The organism is Mesotoga sp. UBA5825, from assembly GCF_002432955.1.
Taxonomy (GTDB): Bacteria; Thermotogota; Thermotogae; order Petrotogales; family Kosmotogaceae; genus Mesotoga.
The window spans coordinates 1-12,760 of record NZ_DJHG01000043.1 but is presented as its reverse complement, the minus strand read 5'-3'; the positions used below and the strand labels follow the sequence as shown (position 1 = coordinate 12,760).

The window sequence follows — 12,760 nt, the reverse complement described above, 5'->3', positions numbered from 1 at the left end:
GTTCTTTCGGCGCCTTGCGTCTTATTCCGCTCTTTCTCATTCTCTCTTGTCGGAGAACGGAAATCCATTCAACGGCCAAGTGATCTCGCTTGGCACACCTCAACCTGCAATCCCCAACCCCGGTCACGTCAACGACGGCATCGGTACGGTCGAAGTCTCAATGATTGGCAGCTTGTCAACCAAGAGTGTCTGTTGTATTCTTCTTCCATGGGACTTTACGCTCAATATTTGAGGTTAATTTATGATCCGGGGCAACAAGAAGTCTATTAAGGCCAAGTCGACATTCTTCCTAGTTATTACGGGTCTTCTCTGGAGTACGGGAGGTCTGTTGATCAAAAATGTAGACTCAAATCCACTTGCGATTTCCGGAATGAGAAGTATTATTGCCTCCTTAGTAATACTTGTTGCTCTCGGAAAACCAAAGTTCACCTGGTCTTTTTCGCAGATAGCCTCGGCTCTAGCCTACACAATCACAGTGATCCTGTTCGTTTCAGCGAATAAAATGACGACAGCTGCAAACGCGATTTTGCTGCAGTCGACTGCTCCCATATATGTTGCGCTTTTAAGCGCCTGGATTTTGAAGGAAAGGGTCAGGCTTCTTGATTGGATTACCATTGTGACTGCCTTCGGAGGCATGGCGCTCTTTTTCTTTGAAAACCTCGATAGCAGAGGTATGGTTGGAAACATTATGGCAGTAGCTAGCGGAGTTACTTTCGCTCTGTTCAACGTATTTATGAGACTCCAAAAGGATGGGTCTCCGATAGAGTCTGTGCTGCTAGGAAATATCCTTACTGCCGTTGTTGGGATTCCCTTTCTTATCGGTTCTCTTCCGAGTCTTTCAGGCTGGGTAAACCTTATTATACTGGGTGTTGCACAGCTTGGTTTGTCATATGTTTTCTATTCAGAAGCGATTAAGCATTCTACTGCACTGGAAGCAGTCCTGATACTCATGATAGAACCGATTCTCAGCCCACTATGGGTCTTTCTCTTTATGGGAGAGGTCCCGGGAAAACTACCAATGATTGGAGGAGCCATAGTAATTGGAGCTATAACTATCAGATTCATTGTGAGGGGGCTTTCCGGAAAACCGATAGCGCTGAAATATGCTGCCGCCAGAAGCCTTTTCAGGCGTCATAGACTATAGATTCTTAAGCGAGTTTCTAATTACACGTACCTCACTACTCATAATGTTGTAAAATAGTAAGAATACCTAACAAGAATGGAGGTGCATCATGTATTCAGATGAAGCATACTCCGCGGTTATCACTAAGATATTGTCTGGCGGAGCGGATTTTGCAGAAATCTTCCTGGAAGATAGATACACGGGAAGTATAAGCATGGTTCAAGGTGAGGTGGAAGGAAGCGTTTCGGGGAAATTGTTTGGAGCAGGATTGAGAGCCTTTAAGGGGACAAGAAGTATCTATGCTTACACAAACGACCTTTCACTTGATGGTCTTATGAAAGTTGCGGATAGGCTTAAGGCGGTCATTGATCAAGAAAGAGATGTCGATACCGTAATTGATTTCAGAGAGAGAGAGTACGTTGATCTTTGTCCGGTTCTTCATGCACCCGAAAGCGTTCCGAAAAAGGAAAAAGTTGGTGTTATGAAGCTTGCTCATGAGGGAGCTTCGACTTTCTCAAGCACAATATCTCAAGTTGTCGTGAATTACATCGAGTATGATCAAAATGTCTGGATCTATAACTCCGAAGGAGTTAAAGCGCAGGATCACCGTTCAAGGACAAGATTGGCGATATCCGCTGTTGCTACCAAGAACGGCAATATGGAGACGGGTTTCTATGGTCCGGGAGGTGCAATGGGGTTTGAGTTCTTCAATATCAAGGACCCGAGGGCCGCTGGTGAAAGAGCTGCTCGAATCGCCGACAGGATGGTTAAGGCTGAGTATGCGCCTGCGGGAAAGATGCCTGTCATAATCTCCAATGAATTTGGCGGGGTTATCTTCCATGAGGCATGTGGTCATGCCCTGGAAGCAACCGGAGTAGCAAAAGGGGCGTCGGTCTTTGCAGGGAAACTGGGACAGAAGATAGCAAATGAATGTGTCTCTGCCGTAGACGACCCGACGATACCTAATGCTTGGGGATCGGCAAATGTAGATGACGAAGGGACACCGACAAGAAGGAATCTTCTAATAGACAAGGGAATCCTCAAAAACTACATGATTGACCGCCTCGGAGCGATAAAGATGAGAATGGAGCCCACTGGAAGTGCCAGGAGGCAGGATTACACATACGCTCCGACATCTCGAATGAGCAACACCTTCCTCCTTCCGGGAGAGTACTATCCGGAGGAAATAATCGCAGCAACAGACTACGGTCTGTACGCAAAATCCCTTGGAGGCGGTTCCGTGATGCCATCCACGGGTGAATTCAACTTTGCAGTTATGGAAGGTTACATGATAGAGAACGGCAGGATAACCAGGCCGGTACGCGGTGCGACTCTAATTGGGAAGGGCGATGAGGTTCTCACGAAGATAGACATGGTCGGTAATGATCTGGCGAGAGGTCAGGGAATGTGCGGATCTATCTCTGGCTCGATTCCCGCCGATGTAGGTCAGCCCACTGTGAAAGTGTCTGAATTGATAGTTGGGGGGCGAAACTGATGGATATCAAGACTTTCGCTGACAAAGCCTTCGAAATCTCCAGAAAGAGAGGGTTCGAGGAATCCGAAATATATTACTCAAGCGGTGGAGAATTCCAGTTGAGCTCTCTGAACGGCGAAATAGATTCGTATAAGGATGCCAGTTCGACAGAAGTGTACTTCAGAGGACTTAAGATCGGAAAGATCGGAGCTGCTTTTTCCGAGGTTCTTAGCGAAGAAGCTGCAGAACTGCTGGTCGATGAAGCTTTTCAGAACTATTCTGTAGCAAGTGGAGAAGATGTATATGTGTTTCACGATGGATCGGGCGATTATGCGCAATTCGATGGTTATTCAGGAGACTTTCAGAAGAAATCAGTCAAGGAAAAGATCGATACGGTGATAGCGTTGGAGAAATCGGCGCTGGACTACGACAAGAGAATCGTTATGATTCCAACTTGCAGAACTGCAGACAGCTGGTCGGAACTTGTTATCGTCAACACCCTAGGTCTTAACAAAACGTATAAGAGCGATTATGGATTTGCTGTCGTTGTGAGCCTTGCGGAAGATGAGAAATCGAAGAAGACGGGCTTTTCCTTTTCACTTGTTAGAAGACCTGAGGAGCTTGATGTCGAGAGAATCGGTCACGAGGCCTCCAGGAGAGCGGTGGAACAGCTGGGTGCTGGAAAAGTCAAGAGCGGAAGGTACAGAGTAATCTTCAGGAACGACGTATTTGGACAGTTATTTGGGACCTTCATGTCTATGTATTCAGCAGATAACGTTCAGAGAGGGCTTTCGGTTTTGAAGGGAAAAGAGGGAACAGTAATTGGATCAAGCAGGCTGACTGTCTATGACGATCCTTTACTGCCCGAAAGTCCCTATAGCAAGCCTTTTGATGACGAAGGCTTTCCGACTTCCAAGAAAGCGATCGTGGAGAATGGAAAACTTATGACCTTCTTATATGATCTGAGAACTGCGAAAAAGGATGGGAAGAAGTCAACAGGCAATTCAGTGAGAGGAACTCACAGAGCAAAGCCTTCCATTGCTCCCGTCAATACTGTTATTGAGAGAGGAGAGAAGAGTTTTGACGAACTTCTCGAGACTATGGGAGAAGGGATATTTGTGACCGACTTAACGGGTCTGCATTCAGGAACAAATCAGGTCTCAGGAGAGTTTTCTCTTGGTGCCAGCGGGTTCTATGTCAGAAACGGTAAGATCAGTAATCCAATTGAGCAGTTCACAATATCCTCAAACATATTGAAGGTCTATAATGGAATTGCTGAAGTTGGGTGCGATCCAATCTCCTCCATTTATCGTGTTACTTCTCCTTCAGTGCTGGTGGACGAAATCGATGTTGCATCTGAGTGATAAGGGAGGTGTGTTATTTGCCTTTATACAGGTTTGTCTGTGAAGATTGCGGTAATGAAGAGAGCCTTCTTCTGAAGATTGACTCTCAGGTGCCCCCTTGCGAGAAATGTGGGGGCAGCCTCTCCAAGCAGATAACCAACATCTCAAGCTTTGGCTGTTCTTCAGGTTCCGAAAGCTGCGGATCCTGCTCTGGTGGAAGCTGCTCTACTTGTGGCAATTGAACTCTTTATGAACACAAGCCCGGGGATCCCCGGGCTTTTTTGTTCTCCGGTTTCCAGTTGTGTTTACCTTTAAAGCTCTTTTCAGTTATTCGTTTTTGTCGCTTCCGTTCTGCATTCAAAATCTCTGGCCGATCGCTTCGATTCATATATTTCGGGTCGTTCTGACCCGGAAAGACAACCGAAGAAATTGTCTAGCCTTTGGCCTGCAAGCAGTGTGACCAAGCGTTTACGAGACACCCAAGCATTCTAGGCATCTTCTCACCGATTCAGCTGTCGAGTTCCTTCTTAGATATCGACAATGTTCGAGGCTAGACTTCACTAGTAGAGCTCAAGATACTTGCTGGTTTCCCAGTCTGTTACCGAAGCACAAAACTCGCTCCATTCGCTTTCTTTAGATCTCATGAAAGTATCAAAGACATGCTTGCCTAGAGTGTCTCTAACAAATTCGCTGTTTTTTGTGAACTCAAGAGATTGCCAGAGAGTGCCCGGAAGGCTTTCTATCATAAGCTCCTTCCTTCTTGATCCCTTCATGTTGAAGATGTTTTCATCTATTGGGACTGGTGGTTCAATACCTTTTTCAATCCCGTCCAGCCCGGCTGCGAGTGTAAGAGCAAGTGCAAGATAGGGATTACATGTGGGATCAGGGCTCCTGAATTCCAGCCTGGTACCTTCTTTTCTAGTGCTGGGAATTCTGATCATCGCACTTCTGTTGCCCAGAGCCCAGGAAATGTTTACAGGAGCTTCGTAACCAGGCACCAACCTCTTATAACTGTTAATTGTGGGGTTAGTTATTGAGGTGATTTCTCTTGCATGAAAGATAAGACCTCCAACAAAGTTCAGTGCAATGGTACTCAGACCGTGTGGACTGCTTGGATTGAAGAAGGCATTCTTGCCTTCAGAAAAGAGACTCATATGAATGTGCATGCCAGATCCGTTCACTCCGGAAAAGGGTTTGGGCATGAACGTGGCGTGAAAACCGTTCATGATAGCTATTGTCTTCACCACCCACTTGAATGTCTGAATATTATCCGCTGTCTTCAGAATGTCGGTGTATCTGAAGTCTATCTCATGTTGAGATGGAGCTACTTCGTGGTGCGCGGCTTCAACTTCAAACTCCATTTCTTGAAGCGACATTACAATCTGTTTTCGAACTTCTTCGCCTCCATCGACGGGAAGTAAGTCGAAATAACTCCCTGTATCAAGCATTTTGCCAACGGGTTTTCCACAAGAACTATCCCTTCTAACAATGAAAAACTCCGGTTCTGGCCCTGCGAAAGCTTCGAATCCCATCTTTCTCGCTCTTTCGATGACCTTTTTCAGTATATACCTTGGATCTCCATCAAATGGAACTTCATCTGGTTTGTACACGTCGCAGATCAGCCTTATCGTATTAGAGTTGCCGTTGTCCCATGGAAGTAAAGCGAAAGTCGATAGATCAGGCCTTAGATACATGTCGGACTCTTCGATTCTCACGAACCCATCAATTGAAGAACCATCAAACATAGCGCCTTTCTCAAGAATAGTTGGCAGCATCCTTGCGGGCACTTCTACATTCTTCAGCATCCCGTTAATGTCTGTTATCTGAAGCCTTGCAAAACCAATTTCCCCAGATTCACTCTTTTGAATTAGCTCTTTTTCAGTCATGTTACCCCCGCTATCCTTGCCCGACCCAAGGGCATGTGATAGTAAAGTATATGCCTTGTTCAATAAGATTCTTCGAACCAATCGAAAAGTCTTGGAGTACAAATTGATGATAAACTAATCACAGGGAGGTGCCTGATGAATATTAAGCGTGCCTTTATAAGTGTTCACAACAAGTCGGGAGTGGAGAAGATCGCGGGCTATCTCGCCTCTAATGGGGTGGAGATAGTTGCTACAGATCACACCGCGGAATATCTTATAGATCATGGCATCAATGCAATAAAGGTTGCAGACTACACAGGGTTTCCATCAATATTTGACGGGAGGCTTAAGGCGATTCATCCGAGGATAATCGGAGGAATACTTGCGATCCAGGATCTTCCCTCACACATGACGGAGATGAAGGAACATTCGATTCTTCCCTTTGACATAATAATCCTGAACCTCAAGCCCTTTGAGTCTGCAGTGAAGAAATCACCCGATGAGTTGAACCTTTCTAAGGAGATCGATGTGAGTGGACCTGCACTTCTTATGGCAGGTGCCAAGAATCACAGGGATATAGTCGTCATTTCCGATCCGACAGACTATGATGAAGTGATAGAGAGTCTGGAAGAATGTGGCGATGTTCTTCTTCTGAAGAGGAGAAGGTATGCTCTGAAAGCGATCTATGCGGCAATGCTCTATAATTCGTCTATTCATAAGGCGCTCTCTCAGATTTTCGCTTCTGAAAAATATGATTACACAGTTATGGAGTACGTTATGCAGCTTCTGTACGGGGACAATCCCTCTCAGAAGGCATACCTCCTGAAGCTCTCAAAAGAACCCGGCCTATTGGACGAGGTTCAGATCGGTAATCCGGCTGTGGGGCTGAAGAAGTCTCAGTTGAGGAACATGAATGTATTCATGGAGCTCTATTACTACAGTGATAATATCTCTGTCTTTCTAGACAAGGGAAAGATAACGAAGGTCTTTGCCGGCAAGCTACGTGACGGTTATTCGGAAGGTGGTCCAGACACGATGTTTGCATCTACTTTTGCTATTGATGGAGATACCATCAAGAAGCTTCACGAGGACGGGGTTGAAGCGTTTGGCGGAGTTTTCGACCGTGATGCAATTCTTGCTGCACGCGAAAGAGATATTATGATACTCACTGCTCCTGCGCACGAAGCGGTGTCTCTCTCAGAAGAGACTTACTCAGGCTTCGGGAATTACTTCGTGAGAGAACTATCATATAAAATGAAGGACTACGATCTTGAGAATGACGATAAGCTTGCTCTTTTCTGTTCTAGAGTGAATAGAGCGAACAACTTATCCATCTTCAGAGAGGGTGAGAGCGCCCTTCTGAAGAGTGGACTGAGCTACTCAGAGCTCATGAATTATGACTTTGAGAATCTCGACCTTCAGGATTCGGTGATGGCATCAGATAATGATCTTACCGATGAAGTGCTCGCAAGACTCAAGGCCGCCGGAGTTAGAAGAATGATTTTGCCAGGCACAAGAAGAACCTATTCTCATAAGAGTGTACTCGTTTTGGGAATTGACTTTACTAGACTAAACAACTAAGGAGCACTTGAAAGCTGTAAAGTCAGAATATATAATGTAGTTACACCATGCTAGGCGGGGAGCTGGCGGTTCCCTGTACCCGAAATCCGCCATACGCGGGGCCGAATGCCTTCCGAGGCTTTGCCGGTTTGGTGTCGGTTTGTCTGAAGGTGTTGAGGATTGAGTCCTGCGCAATGGGAACTTGCGAACCTGGTCAGGTCCGGGAGGAAGCAGCCATAAGCAAGCACTTCCGTGTGCCGCGGGGGCGCTCAGTCTGAGCCGAATGGCAAATACGGCCAGGTTGTCAATGTCGACGGAGGATGCATGGTGTTTCTTCTATGTATCATGCTTATCATCTGCTAGAATTAATATGACAATTATAGACGGTTATTAGGAGGTATATAGAATGTTGCTTAAGGGAGAAAAGGCAGAAGACTTCTCGCTTTTCGGTTCGGATCTTAAGGAGTATAAACTCAATGAATATCTAGGCAAGAAAGTAGTTCTTGTTTTCTATCCGGGAGCATTTACAAGTGTATGCCAGAAAGAGCTTTGCACATTCAGAGACTCGCTGGCCAATTTCGAGAGTATGAATGCTGTGATTCTTGGAATAAGTATGGATAGTCCCTTTGCCAACAAAGCCTTTAAGGAGCAGAATTCCCTTTCCTTCCAACTTCTGTCTGATGTAGCAGGGGAGGTATCTAGGAAATACGGAGGAGTACACCAGGACTTTTCGGGCGTGAAGGGACTAGTTGTCTCTAAGAGAGCTGTATTCATTGTGAACAGAGATAGCAAGATCGCTTACACATGGGTCTCAGATGATCCTAGAGTTGAGCCTGACTACACAGAGATCGCGAATCAACTGAAGAGGATTTAGCGACAGGGGGATCCCCACGTCGTTTTTGTAATAGGAGGTCAGCATGACTGAATTCAGTTTTCCGGAATACTCGACCGAGCTACTGGAGTATCTTAAATCAGGAAGGGTGCTAATAGGTGTGACAGACGGAGTAGAAACTAACTTGATGACAGTTGCCTGGGGCTTCTTGGGATACACGTGGAATCGTCCTGTTTTTATTACCATGATCAGGCCAAGCAGATTCACTCATAATTTCTTCAGGAGCAGTGACGGCTTTTCGGTTAACTTCATGTCGGCGAAGTGGCAAGAGGCACTTAATTTCTGCGGAACAAGAAGTGGAAAATACTTCGACAAATTCAAAGAGACAGGCTTAACCCCTCAAGAGGGAATTTCACCATCGATTGTAGTGGTAGGTGAGGCAGACAAAGTGCTGGAATGTCGTGTCATATCGAAAGAAGCACTAACACCGCTAGCCCTTAATGGAAGTATTGCCAGTACTTTCTATGGTGATAACTCATACCATTCACTCATATTTGGAGAGATTACCGACTCATACACTCTTCCTTGAGTAAATGCCGAGAGTCAAAGTTAGCAGAAGAGACGCTATAAGAATAGACCACAGTACATACGACGACCAATTAGGCGTCTGATAGCTTAGTCTTGAGGAAGAGTCGATGAGAAGAATGTCTCTGGCAAAGAAAAGAGAGATAATGGTTTGGAGTGAAGAAAGAAACCCAACGACGAAATTCCATCCCCTTCTTTGGGCAGCTATTGCAGCGATATGAGCAAAGATGTAAATTACGAATGAAACCGGAGCCAATGCTACTCCCATGACGAAGACTAGTCTTACGGACTCAGGGTTCTGAAGAACACTATCCGACATTTGGTTTGCTATGATAATAAGACTGACCGAAAGCAAACCGACTACCGTAGCTATTGAAGTCAAATGCAAGTAGGCCTTTTCTCTTCTTCTGGCCTGCACAACGCTTATCGCTCCATGTTCTCTCTTCTTCAAATCATTCACCCAGACAACAATATTCCAGACTTATGGTCTCTCACCATAAGTTGACAAAGCTTTCCAAAGTAGTACGTATATTGAATCATTTGCGTGCGCATTATTATTATTATACTGCAAGTAATACTAATTATCGAAAGCAAAAAAAATGAGCTTCGCAAGGTTCACGANNTAGATTCTATTTTGATGCATTAACTCTCTCTCTTGAGTAGATTTAATTATGATCCATTACGAGCTAACTAGATCTTTCATTGGAGCCGTCTATCTTATGTCATTTGAATGGAGCAAACCGATGGATAAGCGACAATAACATTTTGTCTGCCGGACCGCTTTCTCGAAAAGTCTGTCATTCTACATTTGACTAGGTTTGATTGTTTCTTCCAAACGGGACAGATATTAGCAGCGCTAACAATAGTATCAAGTTCGGAATGATCATTTTGATAAAGGACTTGATTGTGACACTTGCAGGATATGTGATTGAATCAAAGTCATACTTGATTTCAGTGTATCTATAATTAAGACCTCGCACAATGCATATGGGCGAACACTCATCAAAGCCACCCATAGCTGTACCTGCAAAAGCAGCAATGGAGTCGACAACAATGTCCATACCACCGGACTTTGGCTTTCCGAACAGATCAGTTCTTGCATGTTCTCTAGATAAAGGATCAATTCCAGAGAAACCAATAGAGACATCAAGTGAACCGGTCTTCCCAACCGATGCTATGGTGTCCGTAATGATCACTGCTGCTTTCTTACCTGTAAGCAGTTCGATTTCTTGACGGATCTTCTCAGCACTCTCACACGGATCTTTTGGGAGGAGAGATACTCATCCTTTCGGAAGATTGGACGCATCTATTCCGCCTTCATCAAGATAGACACCATATTTTCTTATCATGAACACGTTTCTAAAGCTGTCAATAACCTTCTCACTCTTGCTTTGATCAACTGATACCTGCTGCATTCTCTTTCTGATTACCTTGTTCTTTAACACAGACTTGTAAGGGAACACAGCTAATATTCTCCCTTCTCTGAGAATCAATTCTACTTTCGAGGATTGCTCCCCAAAGAGCTTCCCAAGCAGTCTCGCACGTAGCGAGGGCCTTATTTGACTTAGCTCATAACATCTTCCTTCCAGAATTGAAACGATCTTTGAAGTGATGACTATTACATCCGCACTTTCAATAACCTCCCCGGCACTCTCTACTGATCGAAGAATAAAAGATCCAGGTGAAGGATACTCCTTACCGGGCTCAAGTCTTGAAATAAGTCTCACTGGAGTAACGGTTATTGCAGACATGCCGTCTTTCACTTTTGTTACAACGGTTTCGAGAACAGTGCTATCCACTTCAGCATCACCGCTCTTTAATAAGGTATGACTTCCCCATCAAGAATCAATTAAGAACAGTTATTCAATCTATCGTACTGAAAAACCCCTATTCGAATCAATAGCCGAAATGACTTGAAATTATCATAATCGACATCAATAACATTGTACTCTTATATTTTAGCTGTCATCCAAAGCAAACATATGAAGGATTATACATTGAACTTCTTCACAGTTACGCATATCAAAATACAACGTTTGGCAAATTGGTCGGTCCTGACGTTTGGTGATTTTGATATTATAAGAGAGACGCGTTTGTGGGAGGTTATTCTCATTGCGAAGATAGGGGCAAAGATGATGTATCATGTTTTTCTGAAAATGCCTTCGAAGTCTGTGACTTTCATGGTTCTAATGAAGGTTGCCTTCTCTTCATTGACAGTACCACTAATTGCCCTTTTGCTTGGCTCTCTGTTCTCTTTCACCGGCAGAAAAATGGTTTTTGACTGGAGTTTCTTGAGTCTTGCAGAGAGTTTTCCTGGATTAGTCATTGTCTTAACGGTGGCTTTCTTGTGGCTGCTTGGTTTTTCATTTGAACAGAGCGGATTAGTGAAGTTTTCGGCTGCCGCGCTCAAAGAACGAGAAGAGAGAGTAAGATCTGTGCTTGCGAGGATTCTAAGGATTCTTCCCAGACTTCTTGGATTAGCTTCATTTAAATCGGGGATCTTCCTGTTGTGCATTTTGCCTGCATTGAGGATTCTTCCCGTATTGCAGAGAGCGTTTTCGAGAGAGCTCCCTGTCGGAATGTATCCATCTGTAGTTACTGGACCGTTTGGTTGGATGGCAGCGATAATATCACTGATGATAATGATCAGACTTCTTGTCTCCTGGATTTTCGCGATTCACTACGCCGTTCTGGATCGAAAGACATTTGCCGGTGCTCTCAGGGCAAGCACAAGCCTGGTAAACGGCAACACAAAGAAGGTGTTGCTAAGCATGTTGGCATTCTGGACTCCCTCTCTGCTGCTGATAATCGGCAATTCCTTCGTCTTTAGGATCACGAGAGATGTTGTTATCCGATCGAGCTATGAACCCACATCGATGAATATCCTGAAGCTTTCCATTTTCGCTTCAGCTGAGACAATGACTACTACGGCTGTCTCTATAGGGATATCTATCTTTTATTCTATTTTGACAACCAGGCTCTTCTTTGCGCTAAAAGAAGGAGAAGTCCTTGATTCTCAAACATTGCTAAGAAAGGATGCTGTTGCTGATAGACCTGTTGTGATTCGAAGGCCCTGGCTACTCCCTCTACTAATCATTCTAGTCATTCAGGGAGTCTTCTTCGGATACTTGGGTCGTTTTCTAGTTGTTTCCGAGATTGAACTGCCTTTGGTCACCGCTCACAGAGGAAGTTCATTCAAAGCGCCTGAGAATTCGCTTAGCGCGGTTAGAATCGCAATTGAGGATGGTGCAGACATAATCGAAATCGATGTACAGATGACACGTGACGGAGTGCTTGTTCTAAATCATGATAGGTCGCTATCAAAGGTCGCAAGTGTCGGAGAAAGAGTCCATACCCTTACCTACGCCGATATCGCCGAATTCGACATAGGTAGTCGCTTTTCAAATGAGTTTGCCGGGGAGAGAGTTCCAACCCTGGCAGAAGTCATTCAGTACATGACCGGGATTCCGCCAAGTGTGAAATTGAACATTGAACTTAAAGATTATGGATACTCTCCAGAGATCTCTAGGGCAACGATAGAGTTAGTCAAGGAGATGGGCTTTGAGAGCAGGGTGGTCATCACGTCTACAAGTATTGAAAGATTGACCACTGTCAGAGAGCTTGCTCCAGAGATACCTATTGGACTTGTTGTAGGGTATCTGACCAGCCTCGTTTGGTCGGTAGATGTGGACTTCTACAGTGTATCCACTACAATCTTGAATGATAGATTCATACAGAGAGCAAGATCAATGGGGAGAGATGTCCATGTTTGGACAGTGAACAACACGGAGGCAATGAGTCGATACTCATCAATGGGAGTTGCTTCGATAATAACCGACAGACCTGATGTTTTGTCTAAGCTCCTTCTGAGGCAGGCAGAAATGTCGATCTTTCAGCTGAGAGTCCTCAGCATTTTGATGACTTAACAGGAAACTCCCGACAATACCTTGGGTTACAGAGCTCAAAAAAAATGCCGAT

At 44.8% G+C, this 12,760-nt stretch carries 11 protein-coding genes, 1 other RNA gene and 1 pseudogene; 10 read left to right on the top strand and 3 right to left on the bottom strand.

From position 1 onward, the window contains the following. The 5 genes from B3N33_RS04485 to B3N33_RS13025 all read left to right on the top strand — a co-directional run. On the top strand, nt 1–232 hold a 232-nt coding region (locus tag B3N33_RS04485; protein WP_292592287.1), incomplete at its 5' end, for a hypothetical protein. 9 nt (nt 233–241) lie between these two features. Beyond that, nucleotides 242–1,144, top strand: coding sequence for a DMT family transporter (locus B3N33_RS04480; RefSeq protein ID WP_292592285.1), 903 nt, complete (start codon nt 242–244; stop codon nt 1,142–1,144). 88 nt (nt 1,145–1,232) lie between these two features. Beyond that, nucleotides 1,233–2,618 (top strand): TldD/PmbA family protein, encoded by a 1,386-nt coding sequence (locus B3N33_RS04475; RefSeq protein WP_292589009.1) that lies wholly within the window; start codon nt 1,233–1,235, stop codon nt 2,616–2,618. Next, nucleotides 2,618–3,961 carry a TldD/PmbA family protein gene (locus tag B3N33_RS04470; RefSeq protein ID WP_292592283.1) on the top strand — a complete coding sequence of 448 codons (1,344 nt, stop codon included), beginning with the start codon at nt 2,618–2,620 and terminating at the stop codon, nt 3,959–3,961. The genes B3N33_RS04475 and B3N33_RS04470 overlap by 1 nt, the downstream gene beginning before the upstream one ends. Beyond that, a complete protein-coding gene (locus tag B3N33_RS13025) occupies nt 3,958–4,182 on the top strand; it encodes an FmdB family zinc ribbon protein (protein ID WP_414674177.1) in 225 nt (74 codons plus the stop codon). The genes B3N33_RS04470 and B3N33_RS13025 overlap by 4 nt, the downstream gene beginning before the upstream one ends. A 318-nt stretch (nt 4,183–4,500) precedes the next feature. Here B3N33_RS13025 and glnA read toward each other — a convergent pair whose 3' ends face one another. Next, a complete protein-coding gene (gene glnA, locus B3N33_RS04465) occupies nt 4,501–5,826 on the bottom strand; it encodes a type I glutamate--ammonia ligase (RefSeq protein ID WP_292592282.1) in 1,326 nt (441 codons plus the stop codon). A gap of 135 nt (nt 5,827–5,961) precedes the next feature. Between glnA and B3N33_RS04460 the strand changes: the two genes are divergently transcribed. The 4 genes from B3N33_RS04460 (at nt 5,962) to B3N33_RS04445 (ending at nt 8,786) form a co-directional block, all read left to right on the top strand. Next, the gene (locus B3N33_RS04460) at nt 5,962–7,386 is read left to right on the top strand and encodes a phosphoribosylaminoimidazolecarboxamide formyltransferase (protein WP_292589015.1); all 1,425 of its coding nucleotides are present in this window, start codon (nt 5,962–5,964) and stop codon (nt 7,384–7,386) included. A gap of 45 nt (nt 7,387–7,431) precedes the next feature. Next, nucleotides 7,432–7,693, top strand: an RNA gene (ffs, locus tag B3N33_RS04455) — signal recognition particle sRNA large type. A gap of 78 nt (nt 7,694–7,771) precedes the next feature. Beyond that, a complete protein-coding gene (locus B3N33_RS04450; RefSeq protein WP_103133747.1) occupies nt 7,772–8,239 on the top strand; it encodes a peroxiredoxin in 468 nt (155 codons plus the stop codon). 43 nt (nt 8,240–8,282) lie between these two features. Then, entirely contained in the window at nt 8,283–8,786 is a 504-nt protein-coding gene (locus tag B3N33_RS04445) for a flavin reductase family protein (protein ID WP_099830236.1), read from the top strand. Here the strand turns inward: B3N33_RS04445 and B3N33_RS04440 are convergent. Next, complete coding sequence (locus B3N33_RS04440; RefSeq protein ID WP_292589020.1) at nt 8,769–9,242, bottom strand: hypothetical protein; 474 nt, start codon at nt 9,240–9,242, stop codon at nt 8,769–8,771. The two genes, B3N33_RS04445 and B3N33_RS04440, sit on opposite strands and share 18 nt — an antisense overlap. Nucleotides 9,243–9,594: 352 nt before the next feature. Next, a pseudogene (locus B3N33_RS04435) lies at nt 9,595–10,533 on the bottom strand (coenzyme F420-0:L-glutamate ligase). Nucleotides 10,534–10,875: 342 nt separating this feature from the next. On the opposite strand from B3N33_RS04435, the gene B3N33_RS04430 reads away from it, so the two are divergent. Further along, complete coding sequence (locus tag B3N33_RS04430; RefSeq protein WP_292592280.1) at nt 10,876–12,708, top strand: glycerophosphodiester phosphodiesterase family protein; 1,833 nt, start codon at nt 10,876–10,878, stop codon at nt 12,706–12,708. Nucleotides 12,709–12,760 lie beyond the last annotated feature (52 nt).